This is a genomic window from Trichococcus patagoniensis (assembly GCF_003051085.1).
In the GTDB taxonomy this organism is placed as follows: domain Bacteria; phylum Bacillota; class Bacilli; order Lactobacillales; family Aerococcaceae; genus Trichococcus; species Trichococcus patagoniensis.
Window position 1 is genome coordinate 1 of the sequence record NZ_QAOM01000024.1, and the last position, 17,658, is coordinate 17,658.

Consider the following 17,658-nt stretch of genomic DNA (forward strand, 5'->3'; position numbering starts at 1 on the left):
CCCTTTTGGGTCTTCATTTTTTGTCTATTTCTCTTTTCACCCGGTCCGGTGTGGAATTTAGTTTTACAAACTGGAATTTACTATTGCAAGTAACCACTATTCCTTGTGTTTGGTTCCCGTCGGCCAAAACAGAAAAAATAATACCGGAACAGGGATCCGCATCCAACCCTGTTCCGGCATCTTTTCTGATTTGTTGCTGGCGCCCCTTCGATTCCGTCAATAAACCACGACCGGCGTGCCTACGGAATAGGTATTGTAAAGCGTTTGGACCGCATAGTAAGGGGTATTGACGCAGCCGTGCGATCCCAAATACAGGTAAAGATCGCCGCCGAAGCCTTGGGTTTGCCACGAGGCGTCATGCAAGCCGTAAGCATTGCCCAAAAACGGAATCCAATATTGGACCGACGATGCATAATCCTCGCCTACCAGGACACTAGGGGATTCCTTATACGGTTGGATCGCGAACAGCCCTCTAGGCGTCGGCATCGAAGGCCGGCCCGTGATGACAGGCGCATTGACGATCTGCTGGCTGCCGATGTAGGCCCAAACGCGCTGGTAAGCGATGCTGATGATGATGTAACTGGATCCAACATAATAATTGGTGCCGGCGTTCGTCCGGAATGTGCCATCCTGCACCGTCCAGTCTGGTCCCGTCGGATAGGTTGGGACAGGCGGAGCAACAGGAACAACCGGAGCGGGCGGCGGTTTCGGTACGTATTTCATGAAGGCTATCGCCGTGTTCCCCGGTGCTGCCGCGTCTTTTTGGACCAATTGCATCTGAACGGCGCTGACGTCATAATCGTATCCTTGCGTTCCGGCTGTTTCGCCATTCTTGGCCCAATCCAACCAGCCCACACCGGGCACATGGACCTGATAATAAATATCATAGTGGGCAGCCAATTCATCCGTCAACTGCATTTCGATCCGCTCGATGCGTTGACCTGTTCCTGGCAGTCCGGCTTCCAATCCGTCCTGTGTCCATTCAAACCAACCGTTTTCACTTGTGGCGGCACGATAGGAAACCGATCCCGGATACGGTTGGGAATCCAATTTCGCCTGCAAACCTTCCAAAGATTGCGAGGAATCCGGGGAGCCGCTTTGCGCCGGATTGAGGACCGGATCCTGCCAGCCCGAATCTGTCAGATAACTGCCATAGGAAAGGACCGGTTCGGTACGCTTGATGAAGCTCTGTTCACGTTTGCCTAAAAAAGTCTGTTCCTTGTTCATCAGAACGATTTCGACTCCTTCAATCGGATAGCGGAAACCGTCCGTTCCGGCTGTCTCGCCGTTTCCAGCCCAATCCAGCCATCCGAAGCGGCTCGTTTGGACCCGGTAATACAGATCGTATTGAGCGGCCAAAGCCCCCGTCAGTTTGAATTGCACAGCTTCCATCGATTCGATGGTTCCAGTCGTTCCGGCCGTCCCTCCGTTGGAGACATAGCCCGACCAACCGCTGTCCTGCCTGTAGGTCCGGTATGAAATGCTGCCTGCTTCGGCCAAATGGGTCAAGCGCACCTGAATGGCTTCGAGCGGCAAAGCCGCCCCGCCGCTGATTGCGCCTTCCTGGACTTCGGACTGCCAACCGCTGTCCTGAACATAAGTCGTATAAGTTAATTCCGCGCTGCCGGTCGTTGCCGGGGATAGCGGAATTTCCTGCGCCCCCGAAAGGGCAGCGACGCTTCTTGTCTGATGCGTGACATAATCCTTGCCGGTTTCGGCAAGCGTTCCATCTATATTTAGGTACGCTGGATCATAAAGCCCCAGCAAACTTTTCTGGAAAACTACACCGTTCTCCAACGAATATGCTGGAGCCGCGATGCGGGCAGGGGCTAATCCGGCAACAATGAATAACCCCAACAGAATAAACAAAATGTTTCTTCTCATCGAAATCCCTCCCTATACTACCGGGCCGTAAGCGACAAATAATGGAATGCCTATACACAAACGCTTTCTTTTCTCTATTATACCAAACTATCCCCCGTAAAAAAAACACAAGCACTGACCGCTCTCCTCCGGTGAACGCTGGCTTCGCCGGAGGAGAGGCCAACATTTAGTTTGCATTCTCCGATGAGATCGGCTTGTCCGGAGTTCAAAGCGATAGTTACCGGCGTGCTCCCGTGAACGCCCACCTCGCCGGAGTTGGCACTCGAATCTTTAGCGATCCTCCGGCCAGTAGTCAGCCGAAACGCAAAAATGGAGCTGCCTCCGATTGAGACAGCCCCCAAATTTTTCTGATGCATGCTACTGTTCTCTTTTCCGGAAAGCCAGCACCATCCCGATCTGGAAATAGCTGTAGTCATCCCCCAGTTTTTCCTTGAGTGGTTTCAGATGCTGATCCTCCGCTTCCTCGATCGCTCTGGCGATGGCCTCCGTCTGTTCGTCCGTGACGAAATCCATCAAATGCATTTCGTAGGCCGACTGTTCGGCCAAGTTGCGGAAATGGTTTTCGACTGTCATCCGCGCCAATCCTCGGATGACAATGATTTCCTCGACCGTCTTGCCTTCTTGATACAGGCGATAGGTTTCCTCAAAAGTGGTGCCGGCGTAATTTTTCTGCGCCGGTTTCGGGCGTTTTGCCTTATGTTCCGGATTTCCCGCCTGGCCATTCTCCTCTTTCTGCTCCGACAATTTCTGCTGCAGAACCGATGCGGCATCAGGAAATTCCTTCACGTAATCGGAAATGACGCCCATGAATACTTCGCCGTAGCGTTCCAGCTTCGTTTCGCCGACCCCGGACAGGCGCAGGAAGGCCTCATCATCAGTCGGAAAGTTGCGGGCCATCTCATGCAGCGTGCTATCCGAAAAGACGATATAGGAAGGGATTCCATGCTCATTCGCCATTTCCGTACGCACACTGCGCAGACGGTCGAACAGCTCGGTATCGTACAAGCCGCCTCCGCTCTGTTTGGCGGTGCCCTTCCCGGTTTCGACCGCATAGGACATCCCGACTTTTTTACCTTCCTTCAGGATTTCCAGCGCTTTCGGAGTGACTTGGATCAACGGATACTGATCGCCTGTCACCTGCAGGTATTCATCCGCAATCAATACCCCGATCATTTCGCGGATTTCCCCATCATTATAAGCGCTCATCAAGCCGTATGTCTTCAGCTTATCCAGCCCGAAATCGGTGATGCCCTTCTGTTTGCTCCCAGTCAGGATGCCGATGATTTTCTGGACGCCGTAACGTCCGCGCACCCGCACGACGCAGGAAAGGATTTTTTGGGCTTCTTCGGTGATGTCTATCTGCTCCGTGCGGCGCAGACAATTGGAGCAGTGTTGGCAATTCAGCTCAGCTGTCGTTTCGCCAAAATATTCAAGGATGTACCGGCGCAGACATTGGTTCGTGTAACAGTAATTGATCATCTTGTTCAATTTATTGGTCGCTTCGCTGTCATTCGTCTTGCTGTTCAGCAACTGGTTGATGATGATATCCTGCGTCGAAAACAGCAGGATGACACGCGCTTCCTCTCCGTCACGACCCGCCCTTCCGGCTTCTTGGTAATAGCTTTCGATGTTTTTGGGCATGTTGTAGTGGTAAACGGTCCGCACATTGCTTTTGTCGATCCCCATGCCGAAAGCATTCGTTGCGACCATGATCGGCTTGCGGTCGAACAGGAAATCATCCTGATTCCGCTGGCGCTCGTGTTCCGGCAGCCCGGCATGGTAAAGCGTCACAGCAAAGCCTTTTTGTTCCAATTTCTTCTGGACCGATTCCACATTTTTTCTGGTCGAACAATAGATGATGCTCGCTTCTTTCGGGTTGAGGTCCTTCACGAGGAACTTGAACTTGTCGGCGGGTTTTTCCACGCTGAAGGCCAAATTGCTGCGGTCGAAACCGGTCACCAACCGGAAAGGATTTTGCAGGCGCAATTGGACCAGTATATCGTCCTGCACCGGTTCGGTGGCCGTGGCGGTGAAGGCGGCAACCATCGGACGTCTGTCGAACAGATCGTACAGCCGGGCCACACCTTGGTAGGCAGGGCGGAAATCGCTGCCCCATTGCGAGATACAGTGGGCCTCATCGACCACCAGCAACGGCACCTTCACAAAGCGCAAGGCATTCATGAATGACTCGTTGTCTATTCGTTCCGGCGCGATGTAGAGCAGTTTGAGCTGGCCGGAACGCATGTCATCCATCAATTGCAGAAACTCTTCTCTGGAAAGCGTGCTGTTCAGGTACGCCGCGGCAATCCCCATTTCCCGCAGGCTGTCTACCTGATCCTTCATCAAGGACACGAGCGGGGATACGACGATCGTCATGCCGTCCAGCAGCAGCGCCGGCAGTTGGTAGCAGAGCGACTTGCCCCCGCTCGTCGGCATGATCCCGAGCACATCATTCCCCTGCAGCGTGTTCGTGATCAGCTCCTCTTGGCCTTCCCGGAAGCTGTCATACCCGAAATATTTTTTTAGCGTCGCGTACAGTAATTCTTTATCAACCACTTGCATCCATCCTTAATTGTTTATCTTTTCTTATTGACCGAATATTCCTGAACGGCCTTGCCTTTAGACTTTACTCAAGAAAGCAATGGCAAACCATCAGAAATGACCTCCTCATCATATCACATCCGCAGCCTATTTTTCCCGCACAAAAATAGTACGGCACTCCCCGATCGAAGCCTTCATTGATAAAATATGCAGATTATCCGCCTTAAGTTTTGACGTGTGGTATATAATTGTAAGGTGAATACGTCATGACCTACAGGAGTGAACAATATGGAACAGGAATTATCAAATGAACTATTTATCTGCGGGGGGTGCAATGCGAAGATCGGCCCCGGCGTGCTGGGCGACCTGCTCAGCCAGTTTCCGAAACAGGAGAACCCGAATTTTTTGGTTGGTTTCGATTCGTCCGATGATGCGGCTGTGTTCCGGATAGACGCCGAGACGGCCATGATCCAGACGTTGGACTTCTTTCCCGCGATGGTTGCGGATGCCTCGCTTTTCGGGGAAATTGCAGCAGCCAACGCATTGAGCGATGTATTTGCGATGGGCGGCGAAGTGCTGACGGCCATGAACATCGTCTGCTGGCCCGAAACAAAAAGCACCGATACACTCGGGAAAATTTTGGCTGGCGGCTTCAAGAAAGTCCAAGAAGCAGGCGGCGTGCTGGTCGGCGGACATTCGATCCACGACCCCCAGCCCAAATACGGCCTCTCGGTATTGGGAAGAGTCCATCCCAATCGGATCTACCGGAATGACACGTGCATCCCAGGCGATGTCCTGCTGTTGACGAAACCATTGGGGACCGGCATCATCACAACGGCCTACAGCGCCGGGGAAATGGCCCAGGACGCCTTCGATGCAGCAGTCACCTCGATGACGACGCTGAACCGTTATGCGGCGGAAGTACTGAAAAAGCATACCGTCCACAGCTGCACGGATATCACCGGCTTCGGCTTGTTGGGGCATCTGTCGGAAATGGTCAGCGACCGCTGTTCAGCAACCGTTTACGCCGACAGCGTGCCTTGTCTGATCGGAGCCTATCAGGGAGCCAAGGAATTCCTGATCACAGCCGGCGGGCAGCGCAACCGGAATCACCTGGAAGCCGATGTGGCTTTCCGGATCGATGACTACGCCTTGGAGGAGATCCTCTTCGACCCGCAGACATCCGGCGGCCTGCTGGTGAGCGTCCCGGTCGAAGAAGCGGCCGCTCTGCTTGCCGAAATCGAGGCTTTGGGCTTGCCCTGCGGCATCATCGGCGAAGTGACCGAAAAAAGCGACAAAAAGATCACCGTGGTCCATTAAACAAGAAAAGCGGAACGGGTTCGTTCAGCCCTGAAAGAAATTTAGGAAATCGGTCCGACTGAGCATCGAAGAGCGCAATAGGACCGATTTATCTAATTTCCGAAGGGCTAACCCGTGAAGCTAGCCAACACTTTGGAATGTATGGAATATTTTACCAACCTGTAAAACAATTGCAGTGATGCACTTCTGCATTCAAAATAATATAACTTTACCAGGAGGAAACAAGCATGAAAAAAATAGATGCAGTCGGACAGGCTTGTCCGATGCCGGTCATTCTGACCAAACGGGCTTTGAAGGAGAGCAATGGAGAGACGGTCCTCATCAGCGTGGATAATGAGATTGCGACGCAGAATCTTGCCAAGATGGCGGAGCAGCTGAAACTTTCCGTCCAAGTCAAAAAAATCAACGATTCCCTTTATGAAGTCCAGCTTTCGGATCCGAATTCCGGCAACGAATCACACACCGCCGAACACACTGCGCTTCCGGAGCAAAGCGCCGACACAATCGCAACATCGGGCACAAGTTATGTCGTCGTATTGAACAGCGACTTCATCGGCAACGGCAGCGAAGAATTGGGCCGCACACTGATGAAAAGCTTCCTCTTCTCCCTGACGGAGCAGGAAGTCCTGCCCGACAAAGTGCTTTGCTACAATGCCGGCGCGCTGCTGACGGCGGAAGGCTCGCCCGTGTTGGAAGACCTTAAAGCGCTGGAGGAAGATGGCGTCGAGGTGCTGACGTGCGGCATCTGCGGGGAATTCTATGGCGTGAAGGACAAATTGGCTGTGGGCACTTTCACGAACATGTACCGCATCGTTGAAATCCTGCGCACCGCCAAGACCGTATCGCCATGATCGACCGCAGACACTACGGCATCGTCGCATTTCCGACTTCCCAGGCCGCTGCAGCCGCTGAAGCTGTTGTCCTCGATGCCGGTCGGGAATGCCGGCTGATCCCTATGCCTGAACAGATTTCGGCCGGATGTGGACTTGTGCTGCAGACGCATCTAGCCGAACTGACTGCTGTCCGCTTGTTGTTGTCGGAGCGTTCCATTTCCAATGATGGCTGCTACGAAGTGCGCTTTGAGAACCAGAAAAAATCCGTGGAGGGATGGCATGACTGAACTCTATTATTTTGACAACAGCGCAACCACGCTGAAGAAGCCGGCTGCGGTGGCTGAAGCTGTCTATCACGCCATCGCCGATGGTCAGCTCGGCAACCCGGCCCGGGGAAGCCACACTGTTTCCTTGAATGCGCTGCGGTTGACGGAGATGCTGCGCCAAAAAACGGCCGCCCTATTCGGAGCGCCGGATGCGGCAAATGTCGCTTTCACGGCCAATGCGACCGCCTCGCTGAACATGGTCCTGAAGGGTTTGCTGAAGCCGGCGGACCACATCATCACCACTGTGACGGAGCACAACGCCGTCCTGCGTCCGCTTTACCAACTGGAGGAACAGGGCGCTGCCCTTTCTTTTGTCGGCGTCGATGAAAAAGGTGTGCTCCGTTACGCTGATTTTGAGCGCCTGTTGCGCCCCGATACCCGTGCCGTCGTGGTCAACCACGCTTCGAACGTCACCGGAAATGCGGTTGATTTGGAACGGATCGGCCATTTCTGTCGCGAACACGATCTGTTGTTCATCGTTGATGCTTCCCAAAGCGCAGGCGTCCTTGCCATCGACATGGTCCGGCAGCACATCGACGTGCTCTGCTTCACGGGGCACAAAAGTCTCTATGGCCCGCAAGGAACCGGCGGCATCTGTCTCGGGAACCGGCCGTTGGATTTCGTGCCGGTGTTCACGGGCGGCAGCGGCTTCCATTCTTTCGACAAAAAGTACCCTGCGCAGATGCCGACACTGTTCGAGGCCGGCACCCAGAATGTCCACGGCTTGGCGGGCCTTTCCGCCGGTTTGGATTACATCAGGCAAAAAGGGCTGGATACAATCAGCCGGCAGCTGAAGGAGCTGACTTTCCGCTTCCATGACCAGATCAAGGATATCCCGGGAATCACCCTCTACGGTCATTTTGATGAAACAGCGGAACGCGCGCCGGTCGTCTCGCTGAATTTGGAGGGCTGGTCCTCCGGCGACCTCAGCGATGCGCTCTTCATGGATTACGCGATTGCGGTTCGCCCGGGCGCCCATTGCGCCCCGCTCATCCATCAAGCCTTCGGAACAGAAAAAACCGGCATGGTCCGCTTCAGCTTCTCCAGCTTCAACACAGTGGAAGAAATAGACTATGCAGCCAAAGCGCTCAGGATTTTAGCAGAAGAAGGCTAATAGTCAAAGGTTGTCCGATATACCGAAAGAATCCGACAACCAGAACGCAAATGTCCTACGCGTTGTCGGATATCCGCAAAAAATCCGACAACCAGAACGCAAATGTCTTACGCGTTGTCGGATAACCGCAAAGAATCCGACAACCTGAGCACAAATGTCTTACGCGTTGTCGGATAACCGCAAAAAATCCGACATCCTGAGCACAAATGTCTTACGCGTTGTCGGATAACCGCAAAGAATCCGACAACCTGAGCACAAATGTCTTACGCGTTGTCGGATAACCGCAAAAAATCCGACATCCTGAGCACAAATGTCTTACGCGTTGTCGGATAACCGCAAAGAATCCGACAACCTGAGCACAAATGTCTTACGCGTTGTCGGATAACCGCAAAAAATCCGACATCCAGAACGCTATTGTTTCCGAGGATGTCCGATAAGCCCCAAGAATCGGACATCCAGAGCACTATTGTTTCCGGGCTTGTCCGATAAGTCCGAAGAATCGGACATCCAGAACGCTATTGTTTCCGAGGTTGTCCGATAACTCCGAAGAATCGGACAACCAGCGTGCGGCCAGCTCAATAGTACGAGTACCTTCTTACAGAACAAAAAACAGAGCTGAGCAGCCACCCGCTGAATCATCAGGGGTGGCTGCTCAGCTCTGTTTTGTTTTTGTTTATCAATCGTTCATCTGCTTCATCCATTCCAGAATGGCTTCAGCCGTCGTTGCGGCGTCTTCGTTCCGGAAGATGGCGGCAAATTCCTTCTTGTTGAAGTTGTAGCGGGGATCGTAGTACTTCACCAACAGATCCGCGATGACCGCGTCAAAATCGTGCTGGCGCACCTGCTCTTTGTACCCCTCGACACGCGCTTCGTTCAGATAGGCTTTCAAGCGTTCGAGCGCTGCGAGGAGCTCCGCTTCATTGCTGTGGAGATAGTCCTTTTTGATCTGTGCGATCCGGTAATCCAACGAAGCTTCGATGTTCAGGTTCAGGCCTTTATACATCGCTTCCACCAAGGAAGGCGGCAATACGGCCTGTCCGATCCGCTTGCTTTCGCCTTCGGTAAAGACGATAAGCGGTTCCTTCCAGCCAGCGGCGCTCTCGACCAACAGACTTTCGAACATTTTTTGGTTGTGTGGTTGTTTCTTCTTGAGGCCGACGCCTCCGAAGACGGACCCTCTGTTGTTGGCGCAGGCTTCCAGATCAAGCACATTGGCCCCGCGCTTCTTCAGTTCCTCCAGGATGGCGGTTTTCCCGGTCCCGGTATTGCCGTAGAGGGTCACAAACTGGACCTTTTCGAACAAGACAGGGATCAGATTGTTGATCGTGTTGCGGTAATTTTTGTAGCCGCCTTCCATCCGGTGGACATTCATCCCCAAAGATTTGAGCAAAGAAAAGATCGAATTGCTGCGGAATCCGCCCCTACTGCAGAAGATGACGACTTGGTCGTAGGCTTTTGTATACTCCTGGAAGAGGCTGAACATCTCAGGCAATCTTGGGGAAATGGTCTGGATGCCGTGCTTTTTCGCGTCGTCGATCTTGCCGGCAACGTAAAGTGTCCCGACTGTTTTCCTATCCTCATCACCCAGGACGGGCACATTCACGGCGCCCGGTATGGTTGCATCCGCATATTCCGATGGACTCCGTACATCCACATATAAGATCGATTTGTCTCCGCGTTGCTGTTCTATTTCTTCATACGTTGCGACTGGTTTCAATTGGTTCACCACTTTCTGACTCTTAGTATAGCCTCTGTCGGACAGGAATGCCACCTGCAATCTTGAGGCAAGCGCATCAAAACGACCCGACAAGCTCCTCAATCAACGGAGACATGCGGGTCGTTTCGCAATCAAACGTTCAATTTTGCTGCATCTATTTCTTTGCTTTATGCACTTTCAACGCTTTGCCTTTGACGGTGCGGTTCTGCATCTCGGAAATCACATGCGGACCTTTGCCGTTCAGGATTTCGATGTAGGTCACGTTTTCCTGGATCGTGATGATGCCGATGTCATCCGCATCGATGTCGGGAATGTTCGTCAGCGTACCGACGAAATCGACTGCGCGCAGTTTTTTCTTCTTGCCGCCGTTGAAATAGACTTTGGTGATGTCCTTGTTCAATTCCCGGTTGCGTGCCTGTTTGATGACGGGGCGTTCCTGCAGTTTCTTTTCGAAAGTCGCTTTATGATGCTGCACGAAGCGGGCGCTCGGCGGATTAATTTCGCTGATTTCCTGCTGGGCGAAGTCTTTCACTGCCTGCCAGCTTCTTTCCTCATTAGGCGTAACCAAGGTCAAGGCTATCCCAGTTTTACCAGCGCGGCCGGTCCTGCCAGTACGGTGGATGAAGCTCTCTTTCTCCTCGGGGACATCATAATTGACGACATGCGTCACATTATCGACGTCGATGCCGCGCGCAGCCACATCCGTAGCCACCAAATAACGCAGTCTGCCTTTGCGGAAATCCTCCATGACGGCTGTGCGGTCATCCTGCACCATACCGCCGTGCATTTTATCGATCGGCAAACCGGCTTTGCTCAAGAATGTGTACAGTCCGTTTACGGCTTCCTGCGTATTGCAGAAAATGATGCAGCTGTCGGGATTCTCAACGGTCAGCAGATCCAATAGTTGCTTCGCTTTGCCTGACTCTTGGACACGTATGAAGGATTGCAGAATCTTCGGCTTGGATGCCTCGTCGCTCTCCATTTTCACCGAAACGCGGTCGTTCTTCATATAGAAGCTGGCCAAACGCACCACTTCATTCGGCATGGTCGCGGAGAACAGCAGCGTTTGTCTTTGTTTCGGCAGGAAATCGATGATGGCTTCCACTTGCTCAATGAAGCCCATATTCAGCATTTCATCCGCCTCATCAAGCACCAGGTAGCGTATCTTGTCAAATTTCATTGTCCCTTTTTGCAGATGGTCCAATACCCTGCCCGGAGTGCCGACTACGATATGGCTTTTCTGTCTCAATTCCGATTTTTGCGTATCGAAGGAAGTCTTGCCGAAAACAGCAGTAGCCTTGATCCGCTTCAGCCGTCCGATGTTGGTGATGTCCTCTTTCACCTGCAGAGCCAGCTCCCTAGTCGGAACCAAAATCAGCGCTTGCGGACGGTTTTCCTCCCAACTCACACTTTCGCACAACGGTACGCCGAAACTGACGGTCTTGCCGCTGCCGGTCTGTGATTCCACAATGATATCTTTGCCCTTTAAGGTCATCGGGATGACCTCCTGTTGTACTTGCGTCGGTTTGAAATAACGCAATGCCTTTAGTGCCGTAACGATTTCTTCGCTGATTGCGAAGCCTTCAAATGTTGTATAATTCATCTTGTCCTACCTTCACTTTTGATTTGTCGTCTCAGTATAACAGGAAAACATCAATAAATCCGCGTTTTTGTGAAAACAGGGTGCAGCATGGGACTAAAAAATGGGACCGGATCTGAATCCCGCAAAGGGTTCCGCTTCCAGTTCCATCATCACCGTTTGCGTCCGTTCAGTCTTCGCAGAACAACCTGATCCGCTCAATCGCTTGCTGCGCCATTTCATCCCGTTTTTCCTGGTAAGCTTCCTTGTCGAACGTTTTGTTCTTATCTACATAAGGAAGATTCTGGATGCTTTCCAAGTTTAAGGTCGTTCCGCCTTCCTCCGCTTTGGCCGTGTAATTTTGCCGTACGAAAGAATCTTCTTTCGGATCGAACGTGTCCACCCGGATCGCTGCGCGCATGACGAATTCCTCAGGGAACAGTTCCGATTGCTGCACCTCGATGTTCACCGGCACCATTTTCCCGAACATATCGTATTCGGCTTGGTAGACACTGCCCAGCCCGCCGTCCCCGCTGATCTGCTTAACGATTTTCAGGCCTTCATGAATGTCTCCCCAGTTCCCCACATTGGCGGCATATTGCCATGCCTTGCCGAGCGGTGCTTCGATAAAAATGCTTTTCTTGATGTGGCTCTTGATGTAGTCCATTTTATCCACCCTTCCTGCTGACTCAACCTACTGCCCCTCATATACGACTTTGATAGCGTTATCTTTAGCTTCATTATAATCAAATAAATTCCCTTATACAAACTTGGGTCGGCAAACTTCGAAAACTACCCTTGGCAACTTCGTCAATATTTGTTAAACTGTTCGGGACAGTTCGTAACCATCCTGTCGTTAAATAAAACTAGGGTAATAGAATCATGCAATCAAAACGCAGGAATGTTTTTTGAGTTGGCTTGTTTTCTCCTTAGAGACAACCTTCTCGGCATCCATGCGTCTTTTTTTGTGCATTCTTGTAAGGCGTTGAAAAAAATATTAGGAGGTGGACCGATGCAAAAAACATTCACAAAAACCCAAAAATTGACTTTCTCAGCAATGTATATCGCTATGTACATCGTAATCATGGCTCTGACGCAATCTTTCGCTTTTGGACAATATCAAATCCGCATCGCCACAACTCTTTACGCCCTAGCTTATTTTAACCCGTTCCTGATCATCCCGGCAGGCCTCGCCAATCTTATGTCGAACCTATTCTTCGGCGGACTGGGGATCATCGACATGCTTGGCGGAACCATCGTCGGTATCATTACGGCTTCGCTCGTTTACGCTGTCCGCAAGTACAACCTGCCGAAGTGGTGTCTGATCCTGCCGATCATTTTCATCCCAGGAGTCGGCGTGCCGATCTACCTGTCGCAACTTTTGGCCATCCCGTTCCTTCCGTTGGTCATCAGCCTTTGCATCGGCCAATCCGTACCGGCTATCGTCGGCTACTTTTTGGTGCAGGCACTGGAAAAACGATTCTATAAGAGTGCGCTTTTGAAATCCTGAGTGCAAGGAGGAAAATTTATGACAGCAGGCAGAAATGAAGCCGATCTGAACGGCATCACCCAATTGGGCAACCAACAGACAAAATATCCGCAGGACTACGATCCGAAAGTCCTCGAGACTTTTCCGAACAAGCATCCGGATAATGATTACTTTGTGAAATTCAACTGTCCCGAATTCACCAGCTTATGCCCAATGACGGGACAGCCCGATTTTGCGACCATCTACATTTCCTACGTACCGGGAGAGATCATGGTCGAAAGCAAATCGCTGAAGCTCTATCTATTCAGCTTCCGCAACCACGGCGATTTCCATGAGGATTGCATGAACATCATCATGAAGGATCTCATCGCTTTGATGGCGCCGAAGTACATCGAAGTATGGGGCAAGTTCACCCCGCGTGGCGGCATTTCCATCGATCCTTACTGCAATTACGGCAAGCCCGATACCAAATGGGCAGACGTGGCTTGGCAACGTTTGGCGCAGCACGATCTCTATCCTGAGAAAGTCGACAACCGCTAAATGGAAAATAAGAACGAAACAACACCAAAACAAGCCTTGGTCATCTTTTCCGGCGGGCAGGATTCCACGACTTGCCTGATCCAAGCCATCCAAAAGTACGGCGCGGCAAATGTGGTGGCCCTTTCCTTCAGCTATGGCCAACGCCATGGCATCGAACTGGAACGGGCCGCCTGGATCGCCAAAGATTTAGGCGGCGAGCACCACATCCTGGACGCGACTGTCATGGGCAAAGTCACGACGAATGCCTTGATGGACGAATCGCAGACAATCGAGGAAGCAGATGCCGAAGACTACCCGAATACCTTCGTCGACGGCCGGAACGCCCTATTCCTGTTGTTGGCCGGCATCTTCGCCAAATCCAAGGGTATCCGCACCATCATATTGGGCGTTTGCGAAACGGACTTCAGCGGCTATCCGGACTGCCGGGACGTGTTCGTCAAATCGATGAACGTGACCCTGAATCTGGCTATGGATTACAATTTCAATGTCGAAACGCCATTGATGTACCTGACAAAGGCGCAGACATGGGAGCTGGCGGATCAGCTGGGTTGTCTCGCCTACATCGAGGAACATACCCATACTTGTTATATGGGCGTCCCTGGCGGCTGCGGCGAATGCCCATCCTGCAAACTCCGCAACGCCGGACTGGCAGAATATCTGAAAAAATGATTCAACACCCCTCTGGCTATTTTGTCGGAGGGGTGTTTTGTCTGTCTGAAAAGCGGACGTTTTACTGTTCACCATATATATGGAAGCAAGCGGTATTTGACTCGTTGGGTATAGGCGGTGTAGCCCAGGAGCCCTTCCTTCAGCATCTCCTCCTCGTCCTTGATCCGCGCGATGATTTCGAGACAGCTCAACGCCATCGGAATCACGGCATAGTAGGACCCGAGCATCAGCGGAATCGACAGATACAGGATGATGGAAGCCAAATACATCGGGTGGCGGATGATGGCATAGAGCCCGGTGTCGATCAGCTGCTGCCCTTCCTGGATTTCGACGACCCGGGAGGCATAGCTGTTCTGGGCGAAAACAGCGACCACCATCGCATAGGCGCATTCGAACACAACGACGCTGACAACGATCAGCCAAATGGGGACAGCGGACCACTGAAAACGGTAGTCCAGTCCCGGCAGGAAGAACCCCAAAAGCATGAACATCCCTGAAATTTGGACGATTTTACGTTGCTCTTTGCGCGGTTCCTTCAGGTTCATCCGTTTTGCCAATAACGCAGGATCCTTCCGCAACAAAAAAACGAGCGTCATGACCAAAGGCAACGCCAATGCCGCCAGAAAAAGCCAAGCCTGCCAATACCGGAAAGTGCCGGCCAGAGCGAACAGGATTCCCCCGATCAGAAGCAAGCCTGAAAAAAGACGGAACAGGACCAACTTAAGCAAATCGCGCCTTTCCTGCCGAATCTGCTTTCTATCCATGAAATTCATCCCCTGCCTGATTCGGGTGTTTCGGAATCCGTTGCAAATCCACCGCTCCATCCGCCAACTGTACCGCTTTATCGGTACGCTCCCAAGGCAGGTCCAATTCGGGTCTGCCGAAATGGCCGTAGCAGGCGAGCTTTCGGTAGATCGGCTTCCGCAGGTCGAAATCACGGATGATGGCGAATGGGCGCAAGTCGAAGTGCTTTTTGATCAGTTCCTCGATCTGCTCTTCAGCAATGTTGCCTGTCCCGAAGGTTTCCACGCGGATGGAAACAGGTTTGGCCACACCGATAACATAGGCCAGCTGGATTTCACATCTGTCCGCCAAACCTGCGGCAACGATGTTCTTCGCCACATATCGGGCAGCGTAGGCTGCGGACCGGTCGACTTTTGTCGGGTCTTTCCCGGAAAAGGAGCCTCCCCCGTGGCGCGCATAACCGCCGTAAGTGTCGACGATGATTTTTTTGCCGGTCCAGCCAGAATCTCCTGCCGGACCGCCGATGACGAAACGGCCGGTGGCATTGACGAAATACTTCGTCTGTTCGTCCAGCAGTTCCGAAGGGATGACGGCAGTGATCACCTTATTGAGCATATCCTGTTTGATCCGTTCTTGGTCGGCCGACTCGTCGTGCTGGCAGGCGATGACGACCGCATCGACCCGTTTGGCCTGACCATCCGCATATTCCACGGTCACTTGCGTTTTCCCGTCCGGCCTCAAATAAGCCAGTTCCCCTGATTTCCGCAATTCCGTAACCTTCTCGGCCAGCTTATGCGCCAACGTGATCGGCAAGGGCATCAACTCCGGTGTTTCGTTGCAGGCATAGCCGAACATCAGCCCTTGATCGCCTGCGCCCAATTGGTCCGTTTCATCGTCTGAACCGAGCCGCTTTTCCATTGAGGAACCTACCCCTATGGCAATGTCCGCTGATTGTCTGTCCAGACCGATCAGAACGGAACAGGACTTCCCATCGATGCCATAGTCGCTGTCCGTGTAGCCCACATCTTGGATGATGGTCCGGACGATAGCTGGAATATCCACCGTGCTGACAGTCGTGATCTGGCCGAAAACCGTAATCAGACCGGTGCTGGCCGAAACGTCACAGGCCACCCGTGCGAACGGATCCTCCTCCAGAATGGCATCCAGAATCCCATCGGCCAGCTGATCGCAGAGTTTGTCCGGATGCCCCTCCATTACCGATTCCGAGGTGAAAAATGTTTTCTTCATAGCAATCGCCTCATTTTTTAAATTTACTGTGGCTGTATCAGGATAGCGAGAAGGTGGCCACAAGGTAACCGACCCCGAACGGCCCTTCATAGGAGAGGACTTCCGATTCGTAGTCCCGGCCTTCGAACGCTCCCATCAGGAACAGGATGGAACGCAGCCCGCACTCCGCCGCCCTTTCCAGGAAGCCGGGATCCAACCGCAACAGTTGACCAACATCCTTTTCCTTCACCGCTTTGATTACTAATTTATCAAACAAAGGCCCCGCCGAATGGTAGCCGTAGGGTCCGTCCGGCTTCAGCACATGCGACAGGTCCGCAGAGGCGATGATGGCCGTGCGCTGATCCGATTGGTCGCAAGCTTCCCCGTAGCGCTTTCCCCATTCATAATAGTGCGTGTAGGATGATTCCGTCACCAAAATCATTTCCGTTTCCAAATCGGCCGGCAGCTGTTTGCTGAGATAATGCAGCGGCACTTCAAAACCGTGGCCTTCATGCGGCGAGATGATAAGCAGGCGAGCCGGCTTTGCGGCAGCGAGTCTTTCGGCTGCCATCTCCAAAGCCGCCACTGTACGTTTTACCCTTTCGATGTCCTTCCCGCCTATTTCCGGAATGATGAGCGGTGGATGCGGACTGATGACGCCAAAAACCAACATAAGGGATCCCTCCTTTTCAGACGTTCCCGATGTGCACGTGCAGCAATCCGAATTTTTTCCCAAGCGCTGCGGCTGTTTCCAGAGTCTCCATCGAAGTGCTGGCGGTGTCCATCATCTTCCAGCCCGGAAAGAAGCGGTTGACATGCCACGGCACTTCTTTGCCGACCTCCTCGGCGATGAAACGCGCCATTCGTTCCAGTTGGTCGATACGGTCATTCACCCCAGGGACGACGAGCGTGGCGATTTCGAGATGCACGCCCGCTGCATGGAGATATTTGATGGTATCGAGGACCGGTTGCGCTGTGCCGCCGCAATATTCTTTGTACACTTCGTTATCAGTGCCCTTCAGATCGACATTGACGGCATCCAGATATGGAATGATGGCATCCAGCGTCTCCTTCGTCGCATAGCCGGCCGTCTTCCAAATATTCTTCAATCCCGCTTCACGGGCCAGTTTCATCGTGTCGAGCGCATATTCGACAAAGATGATCGGTTCCGTATACGTATAGGCGATGGAAGGACAGCAGGCGGTCAAAGCCCGCCGCACATGTTCTTCCGGGCTGATGTCCTCCCCATAAATCGGACGATCCGGTTTGGATGCCTGCGAAATCGCCCAGTTCTGGCACCAGAGACAGCGCAGATTACAGCCGATCGTAGCGAAGGAGTAGGCTGTAGTGCCGGGAAGGAAATGATTGAGCGGCTTCTTCTCGATGGGATCGATCGCAACCGCGATTGCTTTCCCGTAATTCAATGCATACAACGTTCCCCCACGGTTTTCCCTGACAGCGCAGATACCCCGTTTGCCTTCCGCGATGACGCAACGATGCGGACAGACGCCGCACCTGACTCTGCCGTCCGCCAGTTTTTCGTACAGCATGGCTTCTTTCATATCATCAACCCCAATCATCCACCTTGTAAACGTTATCGCTTACATACATCTTACTGCATTTCCGCTCCACAATCCAAAATTTGCCAGCTTTAATATCCGGAAAAGCGAAACAG

At 52.5% G+C, this 17,658-nt stretch carries 16 protein-coding genes; 7 read left to right on the plus strand and 9 right to left on the minus strand.

Annotated features, from left to right (window positions below; translation table 11 throughout):
* Window positions 1–216 precede the first annotated feature (216 nt).
* A complete protein-coding gene (locus C8U37_RS12955; RefSeq protein WP_108033635.1) occupies window positions 217–1,884 on the minus strand; it encodes a L,D-transpeptidase family protein in 1,668 nt (555 codons plus the stop codon).
* A 357-nt stretch (window positions 1,885–2,241) separates the two neighbouring features.
* The gene (recQ, locus tag C8U37_RS12965) at window positions 2,242–4,440 is read right to left on the minus strand and encodes a DNA helicase RecQ (protein ID WP_245879846.1); all 2,199 of its coding nucleotides are present in this window, start codon (window positions 4,438–4,440) and stop codon (window positions 2,242–2,244) included.
* 273 nt (window positions 4,441–4,713) lie between these two features.
* Between recQ and selD the strand changes: the two genes are divergently transcribed.
* The 4 genes from selD to C8U37_RS12985 all read left to right on the plus strand — a co-directional run bounded on the left by selD (window position 4,714) and on the right by C8U37_RS12985 (window position 8,018).
* Window positions 4,714–5,745 (plus strand): selenide, water dikinase SelD, encoded by a 1,032-nt coding sequence (gene selD / locus C8U37_RS12970; protein ID WP_108033638.1) that lies wholly within the window; start codon window positions 4,714–4,716, stop codon window positions 5,743–5,745.
* Window positions 5,746–5,972: 227 nt separating this feature from the next.
* Complete coding sequence (yedF, locus tag C8U37_RS12975) at window positions 5,973–6,596, plus strand: sulfurtransferase-like selenium metabolism protein YedF (protein ID WP_108033639.1); 624 nt, start codon at window positions 5,973–5,975, stop codon at window positions 6,594–6,596.
* On the plus strand, window positions 6,593–6,865 hold the full coding sequence (locus C8U37_RS12980) for a putative Se/S carrier protein (protein ID WP_108033640.1): 273 nt from the start codon (window positions 6,593–6,595) through the stop codon (window positions 6,863–6,865). Before yedF ends, C8U37_RS12980 begins: the two co-directional genes overlap by 4 nt.
* A complete protein-coding gene (locus C8U37_RS12985; RefSeq protein ID WP_108033641.1) occupies window positions 6,858–8,018 on the plus strand; it encodes an aminotransferase class V-fold PLP-dependent enzyme in 1,161 nt (386 codons plus the stop codon). Before C8U37_RS12980 ends, C8U37_RS12985 begins: the two co-directional genes overlap by 8 nt.
* Window positions 8,019–8,694: 676 nt before the next feature.
* On the opposite strand, the gene mnmH is transcribed toward C8U37_RS12985, so the two are convergent.
* The 3 genes from mnmH to C8U37_RS13000 all read right to left on the minus strand — a co-directional run bounded on the left by mnmH (window position 8,695) and on the right by C8U37_RS13000 (window position 11,981).
* On the minus strand, window positions 8,695–9,828 hold the full coding sequence (gene mnmH / locus C8U37_RS12990) for a tRNA 2-selenouridine(34) synthase MnmH (RefSeq protein ID WP_170100298.1): 1,134 nt from the start codon (window positions 9,826–9,828) through the stop codon (window positions 8,695–8,697).
* A gap of 61 nt (window positions 9,829–9,889) precedes the next feature.
* Window positions 9,890–11,338 (minus strand): DEAD/DEAH box helicase, encoded by a 1,449-nt coding sequence (locus C8U37_RS12995; RefSeq protein WP_108033643.1) that lies wholly within the window; start codon window positions 11,336–11,338, stop codon window positions 9,890–9,892.
* Between the two features lie 166 nt (window positions 11,339–11,504).
* On the minus strand, window positions 11,505–11,981 hold the full coding sequence (locus C8U37_RS13000; protein WP_108033644.1) for an SRPBCC family protein: 477 nt from the start codon (window positions 11,979–11,981) through the stop codon (window positions 11,505–11,507).
* 345 nt (window positions 11,982–12,326) lie between these two features.
* Here C8U37_RS13000 and C8U37_RS13005 point away from each other — a divergent pair, with 345 nt between their 5' ends.
* Genes C8U37_RS13005 through queC form a run of 3 tightly spaced genes read left to right on the plus strand, consistent with a single transcriptional unit; the run spans window position 12,327 to window position 14,012 of the window.
* The gene (locus C8U37_RS13005) at window positions 12,327–12,824 is read left to right on the plus strand and encodes a QueT transporter family protein (RefSeq protein ID WP_108033645.1); all 498 of its coding nucleotides are present in this window, start codon (window positions 12,327–12,329) and stop codon (window positions 12,822–12,824) included.
* An 18-nt stretch (window positions 12,825–12,842) separates the two neighbouring features.
* Window positions 12,843–13,343 (plus strand): preQ(1) synthase, encoded by a 501-nt coding sequence (queF, locus tag C8U37_RS13010; RefSeq protein ID WP_108033646.1) that lies wholly within the window; start codon window positions 12,843–12,845, stop codon window positions 13,341–13,343.
* On the plus strand, window positions 13,344–14,012 hold the full coding sequence (gene queC / locus C8U37_RS13015; protein WP_108033647.1) for a 7-cyano-7-deazaguanine synthase QueC: 669 nt from the start codon (window positions 13,344–13,346) through the stop codon (window positions 14,010–14,012). It abuts the gene before it with no gap.
* Window positions 14,013–14,080: 68 nt separating this feature from the next.
* Here queC and C8U37_RS13020 read toward each other — a convergent pair whose 3' ends face one another.
* The 4 genes from C8U37_RS13020 to amrS are packed head-to-tail and all read right to left on the minus strand — an operon-like array spanning window position 14,081 to window position 17,545.
* Window positions 14,081–14,776 (minus strand): methyltransferase family protein, encoded by a 696-nt coding sequence (locus C8U37_RS13020; protein WP_170100299.1) that lies wholly within the window; start codon window positions 14,774–14,776, stop codon window positions 14,081–14,083.
* On the minus strand, window positions 14,769–16,004 hold the full coding sequence (gene metK / locus C8U37_RS13025) for a methionine adenosyltransferase (protein ID WP_108033649.1): 1,236 nt from the start codon (window positions 16,002–16,004) through the stop codon (window positions 14,769–14,771). Before metK ends, C8U37_RS13020 begins: the two co-directional genes overlap by 8 nt.
* Before the next feature lie 37 nt (window positions 16,005–16,041).
* Window positions 16,042–16,656 (minus strand): AmmeMemoRadiSam system protein B, encoded by a 615-nt coding sequence (amrB, locus tag C8U37_RS13030; protein WP_108033650.1) that lies wholly within the window; start codon window positions 16,654–16,656, stop codon window positions 16,042–16,044.
* A 16-nt stretch (window positions 16,657–16,672) separates the two neighbouring features.
* Complete coding sequence (amrS, locus tag C8U37_RS13035; RefSeq protein WP_108033651.1) at window positions 16,673–17,545, minus strand: AmmeMemoRadiSam system radical SAM enzyme; 873 nt, start codon at window positions 17,543–17,545, stop codon at window positions 16,673–16,675.
* Between the last annotated feature and the right edge of the window lie 113 nt (window positions 17,546–17,658).